21 protein-coding genes and 2 tRNA genes are annotated in these 22757 nt (G+C 70.7%); 8 read left to right on the plus strand and 15 right to left on the minus strand.

Annotation, left to right across the window (positions count from 1 at the left end; genetic code table 11):
- Nucleotides 1–66: 66 nt before the first annotated feature.
- From ACFO9I_RS15445 to dnaA, 12 genes are all read right to left on the minus strand, one after another.
- Complete coding sequence (locus ACFO9I_RS15445; RefSeq protein WP_379182372.1) at nt 67–588, minus strand: peptide-methionine (S)-S-oxide reductase MsrA; 522 nt, start codon at nt 586–588, stop codon at nt 67–69.
- Nucleotides 589–647: 59 nt separating this feature from the next.
- Nucleotides 648–723, minus strand: a tRNA-Ala gene (locus ACFO9I_RS15450).
- Between the two features lie 12 nt (nt 724–735).
- Complete coding sequence (locus ACFO9I_RS15455) at nt 736–861, minus strand: DLW-39 family protein (protein ID WP_379182374.1); 126 nt, start codon at nt 859–861, stop codon at nt 736–738.
- Nucleotides 862–927: 66 nt separating this feature from the next.
- Nucleotides 928–1004 (minus strand) — tRNA-Ile (locus ACFO9I_RS15460).
- A gap of 112 nt (nt 1005–1116) precedes the next feature.
- Entirely contained in the window at nt 1117–1683 is a 567-nt protein-coding gene (locus ACFO9I_RS15465; protein ID WP_379182376.1) for a DUF3566 domain-containing protein, read from the minus strand.
- Nucleotides 1683–4355: a DNA gyrase subunit A gene (gene gyrA / locus ACFO9I_RS15470; RefSeq protein WP_379182793.1), complete on the minus strand. Its 2673-nt coding sequence runs from the start codon at nt 4353–4355 to the stop codon at nt 1683–1685. The genes ACFO9I_RS15465 and gyrA overlap by 1 nt, the downstream gene beginning before the upstream one ends.
- A gap of 129 nt (nt 4356–4484) precedes the next feature.
- Entirely contained in the window at nt 4485–6665 is a 2181-nt protein-coding gene (gene gyrB / locus ACFO9I_RS15475) for a DNA topoisomerase (ATP-hydrolyzing) subunit B (protein WP_379182378.1), read from the minus strand.
- A 304-nt stretch (nt 6666–6969) separates the two neighbouring features.
- Nucleotides 6970–7548, minus strand: coding sequence for a DUF721 domain-containing protein (locus tag ACFO9I_RS15480; RefSeq protein ID WP_379182379.1), 579 nt, complete (start codon nt 7546–7548; stop codon nt 6970–6972).
- Nucleotides 7538–8722, minus strand: coding sequence for a DNA replication/repair protein RecF (gene recF / locus ACFO9I_RS15485; protein ID WP_379182381.1), 1185 nt, complete (start codon nt 8720–8722; stop codon nt 7538–7540). Before recF ends, ACFO9I_RS15480 begins: the two co-directional genes overlap by 11 nt.
- A gap of 7 nt (nt 8723–8729) precedes the next feature.
- Nucleotides 8730–9671, minus strand: coding sequence for a phosphogluconate dehydrogenase (NAD(+)-dependent, decarboxylating) (gnd, locus tag ACFO9I_RS15490; RefSeq protein WP_379182795.1), 942 nt, complete (start codon nt 9669–9671; stop codon nt 8730–8732).
- A gap of 87 nt (nt 9672–9758) precedes the next feature.
- Nucleotides 9759–10898, minus strand: coding sequence for a DNA polymerase III subunit beta (gene dnaN, locus ACFO9I_RS15495; RefSeq protein WP_379182383.1), 1140 nt, complete (start codon nt 10896–10898; stop codon nt 9759–9761).
- 1143 nt (nt 10899–12041) lie between these two features.
- Nucleotides 12042–13484 (minus strand): chromosomal replication initiator protein DnaA, encoded by a 1443-nt coding sequence (gene dnaA / locus ACFO9I_RS15500; RefSeq protein ID WP_379182385.1) that lies wholly within the window; start codon nt 13482–13484, stop codon nt 12042–12044.
- 557 nt (nt 13485–14041) lie between these two features.
- Here dnaA and rpmH point away from each other — a divergent pair.
- From rpmH to ACFO9I_RS15540, 8 genes are all read left to right on the plus strand, one after another.
- Entirely contained in the window at nt 14042–14179 is a 138-nt protein-coding gene (rpmH, locus tag ACFO9I_RS15505) for a 50S ribosomal protein L34 (RefSeq protein WP_011758123.1), read from the plus strand.
- 28 nt (nt 14180–14207) lie between these two features.
- Complete coding sequence (rnpA, locus tag ACFO9I_RS15510) at nt 14208–14558, plus strand: ribonuclease P protein component (protein ID WP_379182387.1); 351 nt, start codon at nt 14208–14210, stop codon at nt 14556–14558.
- Nucleotides 14555–14818 carry a membrane protein insertion efficiency factor YidD gene (gene yidD / locus ACFO9I_RS15515; protein ID WP_379182389.1) on the plus strand — a complete coding sequence of 88 codons (264 nt, stop codon included), beginning with the start codon at nt 14555–14557 and terminating at the stop codon, nt 14816–14818. The genes rnpA and yidD overlap by 4 nt, the downstream gene beginning before the upstream one ends.
- A gap of 36 nt (nt 14819–14854) precedes the next feature.
- Nucleotides 14855–15820, plus strand: coding sequence for a membrane protein insertase YidC (yidC, locus tag ACFO9I_RS15520; RefSeq protein WP_379182797.1), 966 nt, complete (start codon nt 14855–14857; stop codon nt 15818–15820).
- Between the two features lie 47 nt (nt 15821–15867).
- Nucleotides 15868–16365 carry a protein jag gene (locus ACFO9I_RS15525; protein WP_379182799.1) on the plus strand — a complete coding sequence of 166 codons (498 nt, stop codon included), beginning with the start codon at nt 15868–15870 and terminating at the stop codon, nt 16363–16365.
- A gap of 54 nt (nt 16366–16419) precedes the next feature.
- Nucleotides 16420–17112: a 16S rRNA (guanine(527)-N(7))-methyltransferase RsmG gene (gene rsmG / locus ACFO9I_RS15530; protein WP_379182391.1), complete on the plus strand. Its 693-nt coding sequence runs from the start codon at nt 16420–16422 to the stop codon at nt 17110–17112.
- Between the two features lie 146 nt (nt 17113–17258).
- A complete protein-coding gene (locus tag ACFO9I_RS15535; protein ID WP_379182393.1) occupies nt 17259–18236 on the plus strand; it encodes a ParA family protein in 978 nt (325 codons plus the stop codon).
- Nucleotides 18233–19300, plus strand: coding sequence for a ParB/RepB/Spo0J family partition protein (locus ACFO9I_RS15540; protein WP_379182395.1), 1068 nt, complete (start codon nt 18233–18235; stop codon nt 19298–19300). The genes ACFO9I_RS15535 and ACFO9I_RS15540 overlap by 4 nt, the downstream gene beginning before the upstream one ends.
- A gap of 266 nt (nt 19301–19566) precedes the next feature.
- Here ACFO9I_RS15540 and ACFO9I_RS15545 read toward each other — a convergent pair whose 3' ends face one another.
- Genes ACFO9I_RS15545 through ACFO9I_RS15555 form a run of 3 tightly spaced genes read right to left on the minus strand, consistent with a single transcriptional unit; the run spans nt 19567 to nt 22680 of the window.
- On the minus strand, nt 19567–20334 hold the full coding sequence (locus ACFO9I_RS15545; RefSeq protein ID WP_379182397.1) for a lysophospholipid acyltransferase family protein: 768 nt from the start codon (nt 20332–20334) through the stop codon (nt 19567–19569).
- A gap of 2 nt (nt 20335–20336) precedes the next feature.
- Nucleotides 20337–21314: a D-alanine--D-alanine ligase family protein gene (locus ACFO9I_RS15550; protein WP_379182399.1), complete on the minus strand. Its 978-nt coding sequence runs from the start codon at nt 21312–21314 to the stop codon at nt 20337–20339.
- 19 nt (nt 21315–21333) lie between these two features.
- On the minus strand, nt 21334–22680 hold the full coding sequence (locus ACFO9I_RS15555; protein WP_379182401.1) for a PLP-dependent aminotransferase family protein: 1347 nt from the start codon (nt 22678–22680) through the stop codon (nt 21334–21336).
- Nucleotides 22681–22757 lie beyond the last annotated feature (77 nt).

Consider the following 22757-nt stretch of genomic DNA (forward strand, 5'->3'; position numbering starts at 1 on the left):
CCAGCCTCACGCGGTGAGCGCACGACCGCATCACGCGGGGAGGATGAGTCCTGGACGAGGTGACCGCTACGAGGGACTGCCAGCGCCTTGGGAAGGTACCGGTTCCTGCAGGTGGTCCTGCCGGGGGAACGGGGGCTTGCAGTCGCGCGGGAACCTCAGCAGGTAGTCCTGGTCGTCGGGCCCCATCTCCCAGAACACACCGGCCTCGCTGATCCTGGTGCGCGTCCTGCCCGGCCAGTGGCCCGAGGCGTCGACGTCGCGCACCATCTGCTCGGCCTCCCGGCGCTGCTCCGGGCTGGTGCAGAAGATCTCGGACCGGTACATCGACCCGACCACGTCCTCACCGAGGTCGGCTCGGTGGACCTGGAAGAACACCTCGAGCAACCCCCGGTACGAGAGCAGCTCGGGGTCGAAGACCACTTCCACGACCTCGGCGTGGCCGCCGCTGTTCTCGTCGGTCGGGTTCTCGCTCCGGCCGCCCATGAAGCCGGTCCGGGTGGAGATGACACCTGGGGGATGGCGCAGCAGCTGCTGCATGATCCAGGCACAACCTCCGGCAAGGACCGCGGTCTCGGTCGTGGCACTCATGTCCGACTCCGTCGATGGAGGAAGGACACCAGCCTACCGCTCGGGGTGCGCCCTGAGCCTGGTGGAGCCTAGGGGACTCGAACCCCTAACCCCCTGCTTGCAAAGCAGGTGCGCTACCAATTGCGCCAAGGCCCCTGGTCGGGAGTGTCAGCCGCGCTCGACGTTGTCGGTGGCCTCGGCCCACAGGGCCTGCTCGGTGCGGCCCTCGTCGATCTTCTTCTTCGCGACGAAGGCGCCGGCCGCTGCCAGCAGGACCAGGACGAACTTCTTCATGGCGACTCCTACGTCGTCGGGCGGGCCGGACGGGTCCGGCCGGTCGATCCGGCCGGTCGATCCGGGTGGTGGGCCTAACAGGACTTGAACCTGTGACCTCTTCCTTATCAGGGAAGCGCTCTAACCGTCTGAGCTATAGGCCCGGGTCTGGCTGAGGCTGAGCCTGTGCCAGGGATGGTCGACCAGCGACCGAGGGGAGACACTACCGCAGGGCGTCGCGGCCCGACAAAACGGGAGGTACGACGCCCGACGGGGTCAGCGCTCGTCCTCCGCGAGGGTGACCTCGATGCCCCCGAGGAGGGCGGCGGCCATGTTGTAGAGGAACGCGCCGAGCGTCGCGATCGCGGTCAGCAGGACCACGTCGATGACCGCCACCAGCATGGTGAAGCCGAGCACCCGGGAGGTGCCGAGGTAGTTCTCCACGTCGAAGCCTGCGGAGTCCTGGCCGCCCACGACGTCCTGGACCGTCTGGTTGATGGAGTCCCACACCCCGGCCGCGCCCAGCACCGACCACACCATCAGCACGGACACCACGGTGACCACGCCGAAGGCGACCGAGAGCAGGAACGCCGTCTTCATCACCGACCACGGGTCGATCCGGGTCAGCCGGAGCCGGGCCCGACGCGGCGGGCGACCGCTCGGGGCCGCCTTCTTCGCCGCGGCGCGCGAGTCCGGGTTGGCGTTGGCCCGGTGCTCGTCGGCGGCGCTGCTCAGCTTGGCGGAGATGCGCTCGCCCAGCGGCGCCCGGACCGAGGTGTCCTCGGTGCGGCTGCGGTCACGGGTGGTGCGGGTGGAGGTGCGTTCGACGGGACGTTCCGTCATCAGTCTTCCTCACTCTCCCCTGTCGGGTCGGAGCCGGTCGTGTCGGAGCCGGGGGTCGCTGCCTCGGCCGGGTCGGAGGCAGATCCATCGATTGTTGCATCCGACTCCACGGCGGGCGATTCCTCGACGGCCTCGCCGTCCTCCTCGTCCTCGCGTGCCTCGACCGAACGGGCGACCACGGCGACCGCGTCACCGGACTTGGGCGTCACGAACTTCACACCCATGGTGGAGCGGCCGGTGGCCCGGAACTGGTCGTTGATGGGGCTGCGCACCACCTGGCCGGCCTGGGTGATGGAGAGGATCTCGTCGCCCTCCTCCACGATGAAGGCACCGACCAGCCCGCCGCGCTCCTCGTTGGCCAGCGACATCGCCTTGATGCCCAGCCCGCCGCGCGACTGCAGGCGGTACTCCGAGATGCGGGTGCGCTTGGCGAAGCCGCCGTCGGTGATCGTGAAGACGTACTGCTCCTTGACGTCCGGCAGCGCGCCCGGCGCCGTCGACTCGCCGGCGGCCTCGGCCCTGGCCTCGGCGGCCTCCTCGGCCGCGACCTGCTCGGCCCGGATCACCGACATCGACAGCAGCGAGTCGCCCTCACGGAACTTCATGCCCGAGACCCCCGACGTCGCCCGACCCATCGGCCGCAGCTGGCTGTCGTCGGCGGGGAACCGGATCGCCTGCCCCTTGCGGGAGACCAGCAGGATGTGGTCCTCGGAGTTGACCAGCTCGGCGCCGATCAGCTCGTCGTCGTCCTCGCGGAAGTTGATCGCGATGACGCCGGCCTGGCGCGGACTGTTGTAGTCGGCCAGGCGGGTCTTCTTGACCAGGCCGTTGCGGGTGGCCAGGACGAGGTACGGCGCCTGGTCGTAGTCGCGGATCGCCAGCACCTGCGCGATGTTCTCGTCGGGCTGGAAGCTGAGCAGCCCGGCGACGTGGCCGCCCTTCGCGTCGCGCGACGCCTCGGGCAGGTTGTAGGCCTTGGTGCGGTAGACCCGGCCGGCGGTGGTGAAGAACAGCAGCCAGTGGTGGTTGGTCGTGGCGATGAAGTGCTCCACCACGTCGTCGCCGCGCAGGGTCGCGCCACGCACGCCCTTGCCGCCGCGCTTCTGGGTGCGGTACTGGTCGGCGCGGGTGCGCTTGGCGTAGCCGCCCCGGGTGATGGAGACGACGAGGTCCTCGTCGGGGATCAGGTCCTCCATCGACAGGTCGCCGTCGGCCGCGATGATCTGGCTGCGGCGGTCGTCGCCGTACTTCTCGACGATCTCGGTCAGCTCGTCGGCCACGATCTGACGCTGCCGCGCCTCGTTGGCCAGGATGTCCTGCAGGTCGGCGATGGTGCGCTCGAGCTCGGCGAGCCGGTCGATGATCGCCTGGCGCTGCAGTGCGGCCAGCCGGCGCAGCTGCAGGTCGAGGATGGCCTGGGCCTGGATCTCGTCGATGTCGAGCAGCTGCATCAGGCCCGAGCGGGCGTCCTCGACGTCGGGGGAGCGGCGGATCAGCGCGATGACCTCGTCGAGCGCGTCGAGGGCCTTGACCAGGCCGCGCTGGACGTGGGCGAGCCGCTCCGCCTCGGCGAGGCGGAAGCGGGTACGCCGCTGGATGACCTCGATCTGGTGGGCCACCCAGTTCGAGATGAACTGGTCGATGGTGAGCGTGCGCGGCACGCCGTCGACCAGCGCGAGCATGTTCGCGCTGAAGTTGGTCTGCAGCTCGGTGTGCTTGAGCAGGTTGTTCAACACCACGCGCGCGACCGCGTCGCGACGCAGCACGACGACGAGGCGTTGACCCGTGCGGCCCGAGGAGTCGTCACGGACGTCGGAGATGCCCTGGACCTTGCCGGAGTCGGCGAGCTCGGCGATCTTCAGCGCCAGGTTGTCCGGGTTGACCATGTAGGGCAGCTCGGTGATCACCAGGCAGGTGCGGCCGCGGGAGTCCTCGTCGATCTCGATGACCGCGCGCTGCGTGACCGAGCCACGGCCGGTGCGGTAGGCCTGCTCGATGCCCTGGCGGCCCACGATCAGGGCGCCGTTGGGGAAGTCCGGACCCTTGACCCGCTCGACGAGCGCGTCCTGGAGCTCCTCGCGGGTGGCGTCCGGGTGCTCGAGCGCCCAGATGGCGCCGTCGGCGACCTCGCGCAGGTTGTGCGGCGGGATGTTGGTGGCCATGCCGACCGCGATGCCGGCCGAGCCGTTCACGAGCAGGTTGGGGTAGCGCGACGGCAGCACCGTCGGCTCCTGGGAGCGACCGTCGTAGTTGGGCTGGAAGTCGACGGTGTCTTCCTGGATGTCGCGGACCATCTCCAGGGCCAGCGGCGCCATCCGGCACTCGGTGTACCGCATGGCCGCGGCGGAGTCGTTGCCCGGCGAGCCGAAGTTGCCCTGGCCGTGGATCAGCGGCGCCCGCATCACCCACGGCTGGGCGAGGCGGACCAGGGTGTCGTAGATCGCCGAGTCGCCGTGCGGGTGGTACTGACCCATGACGTCACCGACGACGCGGGAGCACTTCGAGAAGCCGCGGTCGGGTCGGTAGCCGCCGTCGTACATCGCGTAGAGCACCCGCCGGTGCACCGGCTTGAGGCCGTCGCGCACGTCGGGCAGGGCACGCCCGACGATGACCGCCATCGCGTAGTCGATGTAGGCGCGCTGCATCGAGGTCTGCAGCTCGATGGGCTCGATGCGGCCGCCCGGGTCCTCGGGTCCGCCGGTCCCGCCGGTGCTGTCCGTGGGGGTCTCAGTCACGTCTCAGAACTCTTCTCTGGGTCTCTCTGGGCTGCTCTACTCGAATCTAGGGATCTCGCTAGAGACCTAGATATCGAGGAATCGCACGTCCTTGGCGTTGCGCTGGATGAAGGAGCGACGCTGCTCGACGTCCTCGCCCATCAGCACCGAGAAGATCTCGTCGGCCTGGGCGGCGTCGTCGAGCGTCACCTGGAGCATCAGCCGCTGCTGGGGATTCATCGTGGTCTCCCACAGCTCCTCGGCGTTCATCTCGCCGAGACCCTTGTAGCGCTGGACCGGGTTCTCCTTGGGCAGCTTCTTGCCCTGCTCGAGCCCGTCACGCATCAGGGCGTCGCGCTCGGCGTCGGAGTAGACGAACTCGTGCTCGGCCGGCTTGTTCCAGCGGATGCGGTACAGCGGGGGCTGGGCCATGTAGACGTGGCCGTGCTCGATGAGCGGCTTCATGAAGCGGAACAGCAGCGTCAGCAGCAGCGTGTTGATGTGGTGGCCGTCGACGTCGGCGTCGGCCATCAGCACGACCTTGTGGTAGCGCAGCTTGTCGAGGCTGAACTCCTCGTGGATGCCGGTGCCGAGCGCGGAGATGATCGCCTGCACCTCCTGGTTGCCCAGGACCTTGTCGATGCGGGCCTTCTCGACGTTGAGGATCTTGCCGCGGATCGGCAGGATCGCCTGGACCCGCGGGTCGCGGCCCTGCCGGGCCGAGCCACCCGCGGAGTCACCCTCCACGATGAACACCTCGCACTCGGCGGGGTTGGTGGACTGGCAGTCCGACAGCTTGCCGGGCAGGCCACCGCCACCGAGCAGGCCCTTGCGGTTGCGGGCCAGGTCGCGCGCCTTGCGGGCGGCGATCCGGGCCGACGCCGCGGCCTGCGCCTTGCGGACGATCTCGCGGCCCTCCGCGGGGTTCTTCTCGAACCAGTCGCCGAGCTGGTCGTTCATGATCCGCTGGACGAAGCCCTTGGCCTCGGTGTTGCCGAGCTTGGTCTTGGTCTGGCCCTCGAACTGCGGCTCGCCGAGCTTGACCGAGATGATCGCGGTGAGGCCCTCGCGGATGTCGTCGCCCTTGACCCGGTCCTCGGGCTTCTTCATCAGGCCCCACTCCTCGCCCCAGTTGTTGACCAGGGAGGTGAGGGCCGCGCGGAAGCCCTCCTCGTGGGTGCCGCCCTCGTGGGTGTTGATGGTGTTGGCGAAGGTGTGGACCGACTCCGAGAAGGTCGTGTTCCACTGCATGGCCACCTCGAGGCTCATGTGGTTCTCGACCGACTCGGGGGTCTCCGCCTCGAAGGCGATGACGGTGGGGTTGGCGACCTGCTTGCGGCGGTTGAGGTGCTCGACGTAGTCGACGAGGCCGCGGTCGTACTTGAAGACCCGCTCGAGGCCACCGCCCTCGCCCTTGCGGATCGCGTCGCTCCCACCCTGGTCGACGTCGTCGGCGACGGTCTCGTCCTGGACCGCCTCGAGGACCTCCTCGGCCTGCGGGCGCTCGTCGCGCACCACGATCTCGAGGCCCTTGTTGAGGAAGGCCATCTCGCGGATGCGGTTGGTGATGGTCTCCAGGGAGTACGTCGTGGTCTCGAAGATCTCGGGGGAGGCCCAGTAGATGACCGTGGTGCCGGTGCGCTCGCCGGGCTCCATCGGGCGGACCTGCTCCAGCGGCCCGTCGGGGACGCCGAGGCTGAAGCTCTGGCGCCACAGGTGGCCGCGGTTCTTCACCTCGACCGTCAGGTGCGTGGAGAGCGCGTTGACGACCGAGACGCCGACGCCGTGCAGACCGCCGGAGACCTTGTAACCGCCGCCGCCGAACTTGCCGCCCGCGTGCAGCATGGTCAGCGCCATCGTCACCGCGGGCATCTCCTGCCCGGGCGCGGTGTCGGTGGGGATGCCGCGGCCGTTGTCCTCGACCCGGATGGCCCCGTCGGCCTGCAGGGTCAGCACGATCCGGTCGCAGTAGCCGGCGAGCGACTCGTCGACCGCGTTGTCCACGATCTCCCAGATCAGGTGGTGCAGGCCGCGCTCACCGGTCGAGCCGATGTACATGCCGGGACGCTTGCGGACCGCCTCGAGGCCCTCGAGCACCTGGATCGCGGAGGCGTCGTACGACGTGCCGGCGTCCGGTGCGGTGCCGCGCAGCGCGGGCGGGACCGCGGTCCCACCCTGCTCCGGTGCTGCGGGGTCCGGTGCTGCGGAGCCTGCCGGGGTGTCGGCAGGGGTCTCGACGGGGCTCTCGACGTGCTGTTCGTCGGTCACGCACACCTCTAACACGTAGGGGCCGCACCACGGGAGCGGGCGGCGCTGGCACACAGAAGGCCGCCGCAGCCTGGAGCCGGCGACCCTGATCGCCATGATACCGGCCACAGGGCTTCAAACCACGTACCGACCCCACAGATGGGGGGAACTGTGGACAAAATATGCCCCTGAGCGGGTCGTGAGGGCCTCTGCAACCGCCGTTCAGGGGGTCGGACAGGTCCCTGTACGTCGGAAGGCCCGCCAGATCGTCTCGCAGGCGCCCCTGGGGACCCGGCCGTCGGGACGTGTTTCATGTGAAACCGGCTCAGCCGTAGGTGTCGCGCGGTCCCCGTCCGTCCCGCGCGGAGCGGGGCCCCTTCTTCCACGTCGGCAGGTGCGGGCCGAGCACCTCGATGATCGTGACGGTGCCGTGGCCGAGCTCCTCGTTGAGGCGGCGCACGATGGTCGGCGCGAGCAGCCGCAGCTGGGTCGCCCAGGCCGTCGAGTCGGTGCGCACCACGAGCTTGCCGTCGGCGAACGACTCCGGCGTGCAGTGCTGGGCGACCTCCTGCCCGACGAGATCCTGCCAACGGCCGAAGACCCCGTGCACCCGCAGGTCGAGGTCCCAGCCGTGGTCGTCGACCAGCCGGTTGACCACGCTGTCCAGCGTCTGCGGGTCGCGGTCGTCGGGGTGCGCCCCGGACACCCGGAAGGTGGAGGAGCGCCTGCCGGTGGACTTCTTGCCGCGCCGGACCGGCGCCCCGCCCGCCCGCGCGGTCGCCCGGGTCAGCGCCCGGGCGAGGTCGAGGCCGTCGTCGCGGTGGTTCTCCACCACCGGGTCCGGTGCGACCGGCCCGGCGTCGTCGTCGTCGTCGGGGAGGAGGGCGTCCTCGTCACCGCTCATCGTCGGCCCTGCGGACCTCGCCGTCGGCCACCACGAACCGCGCGCCGGCGAGCGCGGGCGGCACGTCGGCACCGACCGCCGCCGTGACCAGCACCTGCTCGGCGCCCGCGACCAGGTCGGCCAGCTGCGCGCGGCGCTCGCTGTCCAGCTCGGCGAAGACGTCGTCGAGGATCAGGATCGGGTCGTCGCCGTCGGCGCGGAGCAGGTCGTAGGACGCCAGCCGCAGCGCCAGCGCGAACGACCAGGACTCGCCGTGCGAGGCATACCCCTTGACCGGCAGCCGGGTGCCGCCGTCCCCGGCGCCGTGCCCCAGCGTCAGCAGCAGGTCGTCGCGGTGCGGACCGACCAGGGAGACCCCGCGGTCGAGCTCCTCGCCGCGCCGGCGCTCGACCTCGGCGAGCAGCGCCTCGGTGAGGACGCCGCGGTCGGGGAGCGCGCCGTTCCCGTCCGGCAGGTCGAAGGACGGCTTGTAGGTGATCTCGGCGTCGTCGCGCGAGGCGCCGCGGGCCACCGTCTCGTACGCCTTGCCGAGATAGGGTCGCAGCGCGTCGACCAGCTGCAACCGCTCGGCGAGCAGCTCGGCACCGGTCCGGGCCAGGTTCTCGTCCCAGACCGCGAGCGTGGAGAGCGCCGACTCCTGCGCGTCGCGGCCGCCCCGCCGGGCCACCCCGATGTTCTTGAGCAGCGAGTTGCGCTGTCGCAGCACCCGGTCGTAGTCGGCACGCACGCCGGCCAGCCGCGGGATCCGCAGCACCAGCAGGTCGTCGAGGAAGCGGCGCCGGTCCGAGGGGTCGCCCTTGACCAGGGTCAGGTCCTCGGGGGAGAAGACGATCGTGCGCAGCAGCCCCACGAGGTCGCGGGACCGGGGGAGCGGCGACTTGTTCACCCGGGCCCGGTTGGCGCGACCGGGGTTGAGCTCGACCTCGAGCACCGCCGTCCGCCCGTCGCGGACGACCGCGGCCCGCACCACCGCCTGCGCCGCACCGGACCTGACCAGGGGAGCGTCGGTCGCCACCCGGTGCGAGGCGAGCCGGGAGAGGTAGTCGATCGCCTCGACCAGGTTCGTCTTCCCCTGTCCGTTGCGCCCGATGAACGCGGTGACGCCCGGCTCGAGCCGGACGTCCGCGGCGGCGTACGAGCGGAAGTCGTGCAGGACGAGGTGGGAGACGTACAACGGAGTGCTAGTCCCCCTGGGCTGCGTCGCCGCCGGGCGGCGGCGCGGTGCGGGTGGCGTGCCCGCCGAACTGGTTGCGCATGGCCGCGATCGCCTTCATCGCCGGGCTCTCGTCCTGGCGGGAGGCGAACCGGGCGAAGAGCGAGGCGGTGATCACGTTGAGCGGCACGGCGTTGTCGATGGCCGCCTCGACGGTCCAGCGCCCCTCGCCGGAGTCCTCGGCGTAGCCGGCGAGCTTGTCGAGGTGGGTGTCGTCCTTGAGCGCGGTGACCAGCAGGTCGAGCAGCCAGGAACGGATGACGGTGCCCTCGCGCCAGGAGTCGAAGACGTCGACGACGTTCTCCACCAGGTCGACCTTCTCGAGGAGCTCGAAGCCCTCCGCGTAGGCCTGCATCATGGCGTACTCGATGCCGTTGTGGACCATCTTCGCGAAGTGCCCGGCGCCCGGCACCTTGCCCGCGTGCACGAAGCCGGAGTCACCCTCGGGCTTGAGCGCGTCGAAGGCGGGCTGGACCTTGGCGACGTCCTCGTCGGAGCCACCGCACATCAGGGCGTAGCCGTTCTCCAGGCCCCAGACCCCGCCGGAGACGCCGCAGTCGACGAAGCCGACGCCCTTCTCGGCCAGCATCGCGGCGTTGGCCTGGTCGTCGGTCCACCGCGAGTTGCCGCCGTCGACGACCAGGTCGCCCTCGGACAGCAGGTCGCCGAGGGTCCGGACGGTCTCCCGGGTCGGGTCGCCCGCAGGGACCATCACCCACACCACGCGCGGCGCGGGCAGCTGCGCGACGAGCTCCTCGAGGCTCTCGACGTCGGACACGTCCGGGTTGCGGTCGTAGCCGACGACCGTGTGGCCGGCCTGGCGCAGACGGGTGCGCATGTTGCCGCCCATCTTTCCGAGTCCGACGAGTCCGATCTCCATGCCTGCTCCTTCTCGTGGGGCTCTCGTCAGGCCCCTGTTCAGCTCGTTCGACTCAGGCTAGTTGCCCGGTCCGCTGCCGCCGGCGCGAGGTCGGCTGCCCGGTCGATGCGGGATCGCTCAGGAGAGCAGCCGGCGCGGCATCAGGAGATAGCGGAACGGCGACGCCTCGGCGTCGTCGTCGACCTTGCCGCTGATGACGACCGGCTTGGAGGCCTGGGTGAAGGCCAGCTCGACCACCGGCTGGTCGATGGCGCTCAGCCCGTCGAGGAGGAACTGCGGGTTGAAGCCCGTGGTGATGTCCTCGCCCTCGATGGTCGCCTCGATCGACTCCGACGCCTGCGCCTCGTCGCCGGAACCGGCGTCCAGGGTCAGCACGCCGTCGCTGAAGGCGAGCTGGACCGCGGTGTTGCGCTCGGCCACGAGGGCCACGCGCTTGACCGACTCGATCAGCGCGGCCTTGTCGACCAGCGCCCTGGTCTGGTGCTCGTTGGGGAACAGGCTGCGGACCTTGGGGAACTCCCCGTCCAGCAGGCGGGTGGTGGTGCGGCGTACGCCGCCCGGGGCCGCGCCCTCGAAGCCGATGATGCCCTCACCGGTGCCCGACGCGGCGAGCGCGATCGTGACCTCGCTGCCTGCGGTGAGCGACTTGGCCGTGTCGCCGAGCACCTTGGCCGGGACCAGGGCGGCCAGCGACTCGTCGGGGGTGCGCGGGTCCCAGCCGAGCTCGCGGTGGGACAGCCGGAACCGGTCGGTGGCCAGCAGCGAGATGGTCGAGCCCTCGATCTCGATCCGCACGCCGGTCAGGACCGGCAGCATGTCGTCGCGGCCCGCCGCGGTGACGGCCTGGGCGACGGCGTGCGCGAAGTGGTCGCTCTGCACGGTCCCGGTCGCCGCCGGCATGTCGGGCAGCGACGGGTAGTCGTCGACCGGCATCGTCTGCAGGCTGAAGCGGGCCGAGCCGCAGGTCAGCGAGACCCGCGCGCCGTCCAGCACCATCTCCACCGGCTTGGCGGGCAGGCTGCGGCAGATGTCGGCGAGCAGCCGGCCGCTGACCAGGGCTCGGCCCTCGTCGCTGACCTCGGCCTTGAGGGTGGCGCGCGCCGAGGTCTCGTAGTCGAAGGTCGAGAGGACCAGCCCCTCGTCGCTCGCGTCGATGAGGAGCCCGGCCAGCACCGGGACGCTCGGACGGACCGGGAGGCTGCGTGCGGCCCAGGCAACGGCATCGGCGAGCACGTCGCGATCGACGCGGAACTTCACGTTGGGTGTTCCTTCGGGTCGGTGAATCACAACTCGTGGTTGTGGGGTGCGAGGTCTGGGAGGTGAATCCTGCCATGGGAGCGGGTGCGGTGGGAGGTTCGGTGCCGTTTGCCCCCGACCACGACGTGCCTGTCGTCGAGGGGTGGCGCGGGCTCTCGGGGCGGGTTGTCCCCAGGTAGGGGTCCGGATGGATGTTCACCGGGGATCGTGATGTCTGGAGGTAGGTCGGAGTCACAGCATCCGTGGAAACTGTGGAGAACTCCGGTCCGCGCAGGTCAACGCGGGAATTTCGCTGCACAGGGGCTGTGGACGGGCGCGGGGCGAATGACACGTCCTTGTGCAGTTCGCGTCGGCTCTCCCGGAGCGCGCCCGGAGTTTCCACAGGCGCTCCCCGTGGATGTCACGCGGAACCACAGCCCCTCCACAAGGCGAGGACGTGTCATTCGACCCCGCTGCGAGACCCGAAAATGGCTCGTCAGGAAGCGAAATGAGGGCGACGTCCGGCGTCGGGCCGGGCGTCGTCGGTGGTCGAGATCGCTCAGAACGCTTTCTGGAGAGCCATTCCCGGGGTCCGGACCCCTCACTGAGTGTGTCCCTGTTGCGCTGGGCCGGCCGGAGGTCTCCCGGGCATGATCGAGGCGCCGACATGTCAGAGTCCCTCCGTGGACGAGTAGGGAACAGCTGCGAGCACACCTGTCGGCAGCGGGCGTCAGCGGTGTCGAGGACCTCGGACGGTTCGTCAGCAGACCCGAGATCCTCGGTGAGACCCGCTTCGACGAACGAGCCGCGGTGCCGGTCCTGATCGGGGCGCTGCCTTCCCTCACGGACGAGCCCTCGTCCATGCAGTAGCCGGGCACCTGTGTCGACCGTGGGCACGCCCCGCCGCCCGCCCTGCTCGCATCCTTCGAGGTGTGGGCCGAGCGAGATCCGCTGGGGACGGGCTGGCACCTGGGCGACGCCCTCGGAACCACCGCGACGGCCGCGCAGGTAGCGACCCTCCTGCGCGTCAGCCGCTGTGGACAGTACGGGTCGGCGAGCAAGCCTCCCGAGAGGCCAGGAAGGCGCGCAAGTCCCTGCTCCGAGCCTGGATCCGGCCCGGCGAGGACGGCCTGGTCAGCACCACGCCGGGAGGGACATGCCCAGTCAGACCTGGCGGGCCTGCATCTTCACTCGGTTGGTCAGCTCGCTGACCTGGTTGAAGACCGCGCGTCGCTCGGCCAGCAGCTGGTTGATCTTGCGGTCGGCGTACATCACGGTCGTGTGGTCGCGGTTGCCGAACTGGGCGCCGATCTTGGGCAGCGAGAGGTCGGTCAGCTCGCGGCACAGGTACATCGCGATCTGCCGGGCCATGACCAGGTGCCGGCCGCGGCTGGGCCCGGTGAGCTCCTCGATCGAGAGCCCGAAGTACGCCGCGGTCTGGGCGATGATCAGCGCGGCCGTGATCTCCGGCTCGCCGCCCTCGGGGATCAGGTCCTTGAGCACGATCTCGGCCAGGGTCATGTCGACCTCCTGGCGGTTGAGGTTCGCGAAGGCCGTCACCCGGATCAGCGCGCCCTCGAGCTCGCGGATGTTGGTCTGGATCTTGGAGGCGATGAACTCAAGCACGTCCGGCGGCGCGGTGAGCCGGTCCATCGCCGCCTTCTTGCGCAGGATCGCGATGCGGGTCTCGAGGTCCGGCGGCTGGACGTCGGTGATCAGTCCCCACTCGAACCGGTTGCGGAGCCGGTCCTCCAGCGCCTCGAGCCGTTTCGGCGCACGGTCGGAGGTCAGCACGATCTGCTTGTTGGCGTTGTGGAGCGTGTTGAACGTGTGGAAGAACTCCTCCTGGGTCTGGGTCTTCCCCTCCAGGAACTGGATGTCGTCGATGAGGAGCACGTCCACGTCGCGGTAGCGACGCTTGAACCGGTCCTGCCGGTCGTCGCGGATCGCGTTGATGAACTCGTTGGTGAACTCCTCGCTGGACACGTACCTGACCTTCGCCCCGCTGTAGAGGCTGCGGACGTAGTGACCGATCGCGTGGAGCAGGTGGGTCTTGCCGAGCCCGGAGTCGCCGTAGACCAGCAGCGGGTTGTACGCCTTGCCCGGCGCCTCGGCCACCGCGACGGCGGCGGCGTGCGGGAACCGGTTGGACGAGCCGATGACGAAGGTCTCGAACGTGTACTTCGGGTTCAGCCGGGTCTCCAGCGCCGTGGGACGCGGCAGCTGCTCGACCGGGTCGACCGGTCCGCGCGGCGCCGGGGTCGGCGGCACGTCCGGCTGCGAAATTGTCGACATGTCGATCTCTCGACTTGTCGAGTTGTCGATGGATGGCCCGCTCTCGGCCGCCGGCTGCTCGTCGAGCTGGGGGTTGACCGTCACCGCGATCCGGATCTCACGCCCGAAGGCCACGGTGAGCGCGTCCTCGAGCTGGCCGCGCAGCCGGCCCTCGAGCTGGGTGCGGGTGAAGTCGTTGGGGACGGCGATGATCGCCGTGCTCTCGTGCAGGGTGACGGGCTCGCTGGCGCGCAGCCAGGCCCGCTGGTTGGGCTGCAGGTCGTCGACGACGCCCCGCCAGGCGACGTTGAGGTCCGAGGTGCCTTGCTCCACGGGGTTCCCGCCTCGCTTCCGGTGGTCGTGCGCTCGTCGTCGGGCCTCATGCTCGCCGCCCCGGGCGGCGTGCCGCAGGGGAACCGGCGATCGGATGGGTCCCGTTTTCTCTCCACAACTTTGTCCACAGGTTGTGAACCCGAGACCCTCCCTGTGGAGAGTCGCGGTCCGAGACACGCCCCGACGGCTTGCGGATCGCTGTTTTCGCAGGTCAGAGGGCGAAAGCCAAGAAAGTGGCGGACGTCACACGGCCTGTTGATCCACAGGAGTCCGGGGGTGTGGGGGAACCTCGGAAGGCTTGAACGTAACAAGGCGCGACCGGGCGGAGCAAGACGTCATCCACAGGCTCTGTCACGGGCTCCTGACGCTGGTTTGACCCTGTCGAACGCCAGCGCGTACCGTTGGCCGGTCACCCGGTGTCGACCGGTGCCGCATGTCCACGCAGCTGTGCGCTCGTGGGTGGGCGGTGCCAGCCGAAAGGCGTCCGGAGCCCGAGGCTCCGATGGTGCTGCCGATCCACCGGCGTGGCTGCCCTGTCACACCATGGAGAGAAGCTCGTGAGCAAGCGTACGTACCAGCCGAACAACCGCCGCCGTCACAAGGTGCACGGGTTCCGCCTGCGCATGCGCACCCGCGCCGGTCGCGCCATCCTGTCCTCGCGTCGTCGCAAGGGCCGCAAGAGCCTGGCCGTCTGAGGCCTCGCCTCTGCCGGCGGGCCACCCCGTGCTGACCGCGCCGCACCGGCTGCGTGACTCCACCTCCTTCCGGGAGGCGGTCCGCGCCGGGCGGCGCGCTGGTTCGCGGACCCTGGTGGTGCACCTGCACGTCCAGGCCCGCTCCGGTGAACCCTCCGGGACACCCCGGGTGGGCTTCGTCGTCAGCAAGGCGGTGGGCAACGCCGCCACCCGCAACCGCGTGAAGCGTCGACTCAGACACCTGGCCCGGGAGCACGTCTCGTCGCTCCCGGGCTCCGCTGTGCTCGTGGTCCGGGCACTGCCCGCGGCCGCGGGGGCGACGTACGCGGAACTCGGCGCCGACCTCGAGCGTTGCCTGGGGCGGGTGCTCGCCGCGTGAAGTACGTCCTGATCGGCCTGCTCAGGGCCTACCGTGCGGTGATCAGTCCGCTGTACGGACAGGTCTGCCGCTACCACCCCTCCTGCTCGGCCTATGCCCTGGAGGCGGTGCGTGAGCACGGCAGCCTGCGCGGCAGCTGGTTGTCCGTACGCCGCCTGCTGCGCTGCCACCCCTGGGCCGCCGGCGGCTACGACCCGGTGCCGGTTCGACACAGACCTCCCCGCGTGAGCGCGGGAACTCCCCCTACGCAAGGAGCCTGACCCGTGGGAATCCTGGGCGACATCGGTCACTTCATCATGACCCCGCTCTACTACGCGATCTCGGCGGTCCTGGTCGCCTGGCACGAGGTGTTCAGCCTGGTGCTCGACCCCGCGGGGGGTGCTTCCTGGGCCCTGTCGATCATCGGTCTGACCCTTGTCATCCGTGCTGCGCTGATCCCGCTGTTCGTCAAGCAGATCAAGTCCAGCCGGAACATGCAGCTGATCCAGCCCAAGGTCAAGGAGCTGCAGAAGAAGTACGGCCACGACCGGGAGAAGCTCGCCCAGGAGACGATGAAGCTGTACAAGGAGACGGGCACCAACCCGTTCGCCTCGTGCCTGCCGATCCTCCTGCAGATGCCGATCTTCCTGGCGCTGTTCCGGCTGCTCGACCACGCCGCGAAGAACAAGACCGGCAACGGCGTGCTGACGGACTCGATGGCCAAGCAGTTCGGCGAGGCGAAGCTGTTCGGCCACATCCCGCTGGCGGACACGTTCCTCGACAACGGTGGCAACACCTCCGTGATGGTGGTCGCGGCGATCCTCGTGGTCGCGATGACCGCGACGACGTTCACCACCCAGCGCCAGCTGATGAGCAAGAACATGCCGTCGGACGCGCTCAGCGGTCCCTACGCCCAGCAGCAGAAGATGCTGCTCTACGTCCTGCCCGTCGTGTTCGCGGTCGGCGGTATCGCCTTCCCGATCGGCGTGCTCCTCTACTGGACCACCTCGAACCTGTGGACGATGGGCCAGCAGTTCTACGTGATCCGCAACAACCCCGCCCCGGGGACGCCCGCCGCGCAGGCCAAGGCCGATCGTGACGCCGCCAAGGCCGCCAAGCACGGCCACCCGACCACTCCCGCGGCGCCCGCCGCGGTCGAGCCGGAGACGGAGCCTCGTCCGGCCCGGCGCCAGCAGCCGAAGCGCCAGTCGCGCGAGCAGCGCAAGAAGGCCGGCGGATCGCGTCCCACCGACAAGACGAACCCTGAGGGAGACCAGCAGTGAGCGAGACCGGCACCGAGACCACCCAGGCCGAGAACGCCGAGGACGGCGTGACCGACGAGACGACCACGGCGTCCACCGGGGCCGACCGGGTGCGTGAGCTCGAGCGCGAGGGCGACATCGCTGCTGACTACCTCGAGGAGCTCCTCGACATCGCCGATCTCGACGGCGACCTGGACATGGACGTCGAGGGCGACCGGGCCGCGGTCTCGATCGTGGGTGCCGAGCTGAGCCAGCTCGTCGGCCGCGACGGCGAGGTCCTCGACGCGCTGCAGGAGCTGACCCGGCTGGCCGTCTACCGCGAGACCGGTGAGCGGTCGCGGCTGATGCTTGACGTCTCGGGCTACCGGGCCCGCAAGCGCGAGCAGCTGGTCGCGCTGGCCGAGGAGACCATCGCCCGCGTGCGCGCGGACGGTGAACCGGTCTCGCTGGACCCGATGTCCCCCTTCGAGCGCAAGGTGGTCCACGACGCGGTCGCCGCTGCGGGGCTGAGCTCGGAGTCCGAGGGCGCCGAGCCGCGCCGGTACGTCGTCGTGCTGCCCGAGTGATCGATGGCTGACGTTTCACGTGAAACACCCCCCGCGCCCGACGTGGCCCGGGGGGTGTTCCCGTCTGGGCGGCTCCCGCTGGCGGAGCGCTACGCCGAGCTGCTCGCCACCGAAGGGGTCGTGCGCGGCCTGATCGGTCCCCGGGAGGCTCCGCGCCTCTGGGACCGGCACCTGGTCAACTGCGCCCTGCTCGGCGACCTGGTGCCGTCGGAGGTCACGCTCTGCGACATCGGGTCCGGCGCCGGGCTCCCGGGCCTGGTGCTGGCGATCGCCCGTCCCGACCTGCGCATCACGCTGGTCGAGCCGCTGCTGCGCCGTACGACGTTCCTCGAGGAGGTCGTCGACGAGCTGGACCTGACGCATGTGGAGGTGGTTCGGGGTCGGGCGGAGTCGTTGCACGGGCAACGTCGGTTCGACGTCGTCACCTCCCGGGCGGTCGCCCCGCTGGACCGCTTGCTGGGGTGGTCGATGCCGCTGGTGGCGCCGACCGGGGCCTTGGTGGCGATGAAGGGGTCCTCGGTCCACGAGGAGGTCGAGGCCGCGCGGCAGGCGCTCCTGGACTGGGGTTGCGCCGAGCCGGAGGTACGCGTGCTGGGCGAGGACCTGGTCGAGCGTCCGACGTACGCCCTCCAGGTGGCCTGGGCAGATCCGACGCGGGTATCTTTGCCGCTTGCTGCGGATCGGGCAGCCCGACGCGACTCCGCCTCGGGACGCCGACGCGGATCGAAGCGGAGGCGGAAGTCGTGACTGAGACAAGCCGGGACGGGCGTACGGCCCTGGGCTGGCCCGAGGACGCCGAACCGACGTTATCCACCGGTCTGGGGTGGCCTGCGGAGCGTGTTTCTCCACAGGTTGGGGCCGATCATCCACAAGTGACGATGGAAGAGGACGACGTGGTTTCACGTGAAACACCGCCCGCGCGGACGTTCACGGTGCGGACGGCGGCCGACCTGGCCGCCGCAGAGCCCGGCTTCGACGACGCGGCGACGCCGCTGGCCCGCGCGGCCGAGCACACGGTGCTCGCGCGCCACGGGGCGCGGATGCGCCCGGCGCTGCCCCGGCCCGACACGACCCGGGTCCTCGTGGTCGCGAACCAGAAGGGTGGCGTGGGCAAGACGACGTCCACGGTCAACGTCGCGGCGGCCCTGGCGCAGCTGGGACAGCGGGTGCTGGTGATCGACCTCGACCCGCAGGGCAACGCCTCGACCGCCCTCGGCGTGGAGCACCACCGCGGCGTGGCTTCGACGTACGACGCCCTCGTGGAGGGTGCACCGCTCGCCGAGGTGGTCAGTCCCTGCCCCGAGGTGGCCAACCTCGACGTGGTGCCGGCGACCATCGACCTGGCCGGGGCCGAGATCGAGCTGGTGAGCGTGGTGGCCCGCGAGAGCCGGCTGCACCGGGCGATCCAGGGACACCCCCGGGTCGGGAGCGCGGCCGAGGTCGGCGAGGAGCGCTACGACTTCGTGCTGATCGACTGCCCGCCCTCGCTCGGCCTGCTCACGCTCAACGCGCTGGTGGCCGGTGCGGAGATGATGATCCCCATCCAGGCGGAGTACTACGCGCTCGAGGGCCTCGGTCAGCTGCTGGAGACCGTGGAGATGGTGCGCGCCCACCTGAACCCCCGCCTCCAGGTGTCCACGATCCTGGTGACCATGTACGACGCCCGCACCCGGCTCGCCGCAGGAGTGGCCGAGGAGGTGCGCGAGCACTTCGGCGACCAGGTGCTCAAGACCAGCATCCCCCGCTCCGTGCGGGTCTCGGAGGCCCCGTCGTACGGCCAGACCGTGATGACCTACGATCCGGGATCGCCGGGCGCGCTGTGCTACCTCGAGGCCGCGCGTGAGATCGCCACCAAGGGAGCCCCACGATGAACGCCAGTCGTCCTCAGCAGCGACGTGGGCTCGGACGTGGCCTCGGCTCGCTGATCCCGACGGCGCCTGCAGCGCCGGCGCCCACCGGCGACGGAGAGTCGCCGGCGGCCGGCCCGGGTGGCGACACGCAGGCGCCCGCCCTCACCGGTTCCGGGGGCACCGCCGGTCAGGATGGGCGTGACAACGGGCTCGGCGGCGCGCCGGGACCGCTGGCGGAGCAGGTCGTCCCCGAGACGGGTCTCGCACCCGTGGCCGGTGCCTACTTCGCCGAGGTGCCGCTCGAGCAGATCTCGCCGAACCGCGTGCAGCCGCGCCAGGTCTTCGACGAGGACGCGATGGCCGAGCTCGTCCACTCCATCCGCGAGGTCGGGCTGCTGCAGCCGGTCGTGGTGCGCCGCACCGGAGTGGACGCCTACGAGCTGGTCATGGGCGAGCGCCGCTGGCGCGCCTCCCAGGAGGCCGGCCTCGAGACGATCCCCGCGATCGTCCGCGAGACCGACGACAACGACATGCTGCGCGATGCGCTGCTGGAGAACCTGCACCGCTCGCAGCTGAACCCGCTCGAGGAGGCCGCGGCCTACCAACAGATGTTGGAGGACTTCGGCTGCACCCACGACGAGCTGGCCTCGCGGATCGGGCGCTCCCGCCCGCAGATCAGCAACACCCTGCGCCTGCTGCGTCTCAGCCCGGCCGTGCAGCGTCGGGTGGCCGCCGGGGTGCTCTCGGCCGGTCACGCACGCGCGTTGCTGGCCGTGGAGGACCCGGACCTGCAGGACCGGCTAGCGCAGCGGGTGGTCGCCGAGGGCATCAGCGTGCGTGGGCTCGAGGAGATCGTGGCTGTCGGCGACGGCAGCACCCCCGCGCAACGGGCCACGCGGCGTCGCCCCACGGCGCCCGGGCTCGTGGACCTCGCCGACCGGCTCTCGGACCGCTTCGAGACGCGGGTGAAGGTCGACCTGGGCAAGAACAAGGGCAAGATCACCGTCGAGTTCGCCTCGCTCGAGGACCTGCAGCGCATCGTCGACGTGATGGACCCCCGGAACCGCACCGACAGGCCGATCTAGCGATTTGTCAACAAGGCGATAGATGGCTTTGTCGACAAATTGACTGATCGATTCATGGTCCTGCAGGCGGTTGTTGCACGTGAAACAGCAGCCGCGCACGGTCGGGAGGCCCCGCGGAGGGTGCTCGTCCGGCCCGAAAAGTTGTCCAGGAACGATTCTGAGCGTCCTCGGAGGTCAGCGACGCCCGGCACCGAGCCGGGCGTCGGCCTGATTTCGCTCCCTGACAACCCCCGGAGAGGCCCCGACGGCGGGGACGGCGCGGCAGCTCAGGCGTTGGAGCGGCGTGCGGCCCGCTTGGCAGCACGCTCGCGCTTCTCGGCGGCGTCGAGCGCCACCGCCTCCTGCGGCGTCGGCGCACCGCCGCCGTGCGACGCCGGAACCCACCAGGCGCCGGGCGGCTGCTCGTCGGCGGGGTACTCCCGGATCGCCTCGTCGAGCATGGCGGCCATCCGGGACCGGAGCTCGGCGGTCTCGGCGGCCGGGTCCTCGCCGGTCGGCAGCATCGGCTCGCCGACCTTGATGGTGATGGTCTTGCCGCGCGAGAAGTCCTTGGGATGGCCCTTGGTCATCATCCGCTGGGTGCCCCACAGGATGACGGGCACGACCGGGACGCCGGCGGCCGCCGCGATCCGGACCGCGCCGGTCTTGAACTCCTTGAGCTCCATCGACCTCGAGATCGTGGCCTCGGGGAAGATCCCGACGGCCTCGCCGGCGCGCAGGTAGTCCACAGCGGTGTGGTACGACGCGAGGCCCTCGCCGCGGTCGACCTCGATGTGGTGCAGCGAGCGCATCAGCGGACCGGTCCAGCGGTGGTCGAACAGCTCCCGCTTGGCCATGAAGCGCACCAGCCGCCCGGACGGGTTGGCCGCCAGCCCGCCGTAGACGAAGTCGACGTAGCCGATGTGGTTGTAGGCCAGCAGCACGCCACCCTCGCGGGGCACGTGCTCGGTTCCGGACATCTGGAACCGCTGGCCGAGCAGCCGGAAGGCGGTCTTGGCGGTGACGATGATCGGGGGGTAGGTCAGGTCACGCACGGCTACTCCTGGGGGCTGCTCCGCGACACGGCGGCCTGGACGAGGGAGGCACACACCTTGCCGAGGTCCAGGCCGGCGGCCTGGATCGCGAGCGGCACGGTCGACGTCTCGGTGAACCCGGGGGCCACGTTGACCTCGAGGAACCATACCCGGCCCGCGGCGTCGACGATCAGGTCCGACCGGGAGACGTCGCGCAGCCCCAGCACCTCGTGGGCGAGCAGCGCCACCCGGGCGACCTCCGCGGACAGGCCGGCGTCAAGCGGGGCCGGCGTGACGAACTCGGTCGAGCCGGCGGTGTAGCGCGCGGTGTAGTCGTAGACGCCACCGTCGGGCTGGATCGCCACGGCCGGCAGCGCCCGGGGGCCGGAGCCGTCGTCGACGACCGGGACCGCGACCTCGAGGCCCTCCACGAACATCTCGAGCAGCGCGACGTCGCCGTAGGCGAACGCGTTGACCATCGCCGAGGGCAGCTCCTCGGCCGTGCGGACCACCGAGCAGCCCAGCGCCGACCCGCTCTTGGCGGGCTTGACCATCAGGGGGAGCCCCAGTCGCGCGACCAGCGCCTCCATCACCGCCGCGGCGCCGAGCTCGCGGAAGGTCTCGTGCGGGAGGCAGACCGCCTCGGGGGTGTCGATCCCGGCCCGGGCGACCACCGCCTTGGCGACCGGCTTGTCGAAGGCGGTGCGGCAGGCGGCCGGGGGGGCGCCGACGTACGGCACCGACAGCAGCTCGAGCACCTCGCGGATGGCGCCGTCCTCACCGGTCTCGCCGTGCAGCATCGGGACCACGCAGGACGGACGCTCGGTGCGCAGGGTGGCCAGCAGCGAGGCGTCGACGTCACGCTCCACGACCTCGAGGCCGGTGCCGCGCAGTGCCTCGGCGACCCGCCGGCCCGAGCGCAGCGACACGTCCCGCTCGTGGGACAGGCCTCCGGCCAGCACGAGCACCGCCCCGGAGGGGGTGCCGTCGTCGATGCTCACGTGTTCTCCGCTCATCTCGTCAGCTCAGGTCGGTGCTGGGGGCGTCGTAGCCGCTGCGGGCGTCCAGACCGCGGGTCGGCGCCGCGGCCCCGAACGTCTCGCGCAGCTCCATCTCGGCCTCGAGCACGCCCGCCAGCCGGCGTACACCCTCGCGGATCCGTTCGGGCGTCGGGTAGCAGAAGGACAGACGCATGGAGCCGGAGCCGAAGCCGTCGGCGAAGAAGGCGGTGCCGGGCACGTAGGCCACCCGGGCGGTGACCGCGCGCGGGAGCATCGCCTTGGCGTCGATGCCCGGGGGCAGCGTCACCCACACGAAGAAGCCTCCGTCAGGCTCGTTCCACGAGCACGAGGCGGGCATGAAGTCGCGCAGCGCGTCCATCATCGCGTCGCGCCGCTCGCGGTACATCTCCCGCATCTGCTTGATCTGGCCCTGCCAGTCGTGGCTCGCGAGGTAGGTCGAGACGGCCATCTGGCTGAAGGACGGGGGGCACAGGGTCGCGGACTCCTGGGCGAGCACCAGCTTCTCCCGCACCGCGTGGGGGGCCAGCGCCCAGCCCACCCGCATCCCGGGCGAGAAGGTCTTGGAGAAGGAGCCGAGGTAGATCACGCCCTCGGCCTCGTCGGCGCGCAGCGCCCGGCGGGGCTCGCCCTCGAAACCGAGCAGCCCGTAGGGGTTGTCCTCGAGCACCAGGATGTCGTGGCGCCGGCAGATCTCGAGGACCTCCGGGCGCCGCTCGGCCGCGAGCGTCACGCCGGCCGGGTTGTGGAAGTTGGGGATCGTGTAGAGGAACTTGATGGTCTTGCCCGCCGCCCGCACCGCGGTGATCGCCTGCTCGAGCGCGGCCGGCACCAGCCCGTCGGCGTCCATCTCGACGTGCACGACGTCGCACTGGAAGGACCGGAACACGCCCAGCGCCCCCACGTACGACGGCGCCTCGCAGAGCACGACGTCCCCGGGGTCGCAGAAGATCCGGGTGACCAGGTCGACGGCCTGCTGGGAGCCGACGGTGACCACCACGTCGTCGGGGTGCGCCTCGATGCCCTCGAGCCGCATCACGTCGCAGATCTGCTCGCGCAGCGTCGGGTCCCCCTGGCCGGAGCCGTACTGCAGCGCCACCGGGCCGTTGGTCGCAACCAGCTCTGCGATCGCGCTGCCGACGACGTCGAGCGGCAGGCCCGAGATGTTCGGCATGCCGCCGGCCAGCGAGACCACCTCGGGACGCGAGGCCACGGCGAACAGGGCCCGGATCTCCGAGGCGGTCATCCCTGCGGTGCGCGCGGCGTACCGGTCGACGTAGGAGTCGAGGCGGGTGCCGGATCCGGCGGTGACGCTGCTGCTGACGCGGGGCGCGGGCGTGTTGTCCATGACACGCCTAGCATGAACGATGGGAGTCCGGGCCGCACGCGCAGCCCGGGGATTGGGCGGGTCGGTCCGGTCACAGT

The organism is Nocardioides sp. GCM10023255 (assembly GCF_042653125.1).
In the GTDB taxonomy this organism is placed as follows: Bacteria; Actinomycetota; Actinomycetes; order Propionibacteriales; family Nocardioidaceae; genus Nocardioides.

Coding starts and splice junctions, on each gene's coding strand:
- ACFO9I_RS15445 (WP_379182372.1), bottom strand. CDS start 588: ATGAGTGCCACGACCGAGACCGCGGTCCTTGCCGGAGGTTGTGCCTGG.
- ACFO9I_RS15455 (WP_379182374.1), bottom strand. CDS start 861: ATGAAGAAGTTCGTCCTGGTCCTGCTGGCAGCGGCCGGCGCCTTCGTC.
- ACFO9I_RS15465 (WP_379182376.1), bottom strand. CDS start 1,683: ATGACGGAACGTCCCGTCGAACGCACCTCCACCCGCACCACCCGTGAC.
- ACFO9I_RS15480 (WP_379182379.1), bottom strand. CDS start 7,548: ATGAGCGGTGACGAGGACGCCCTCCTCCCCGACGACGACGACGACGCC.
- yidC (WP_379182797.1), top strand. CDS start 14,855: ATGACCCCGCTCTACTACGCGATCTCGGCGGTCCTGGTCGCCTGGCAC.
- ACFO9I_RS15540 (WP_379182395.1), top strand. CDS start 18,233: ATGAACGCCAGTCGTCCTCAGCAGCGACGTGGGCTCGGACGTGGCCTC.
- ACFO9I_RS15555 (WP_379182401.1), bottom strand. CDS start 22,680: ATGGACAACACGCCCGCGCCCCGCGTCAGCAGCAGCGTCACCGCCGGA.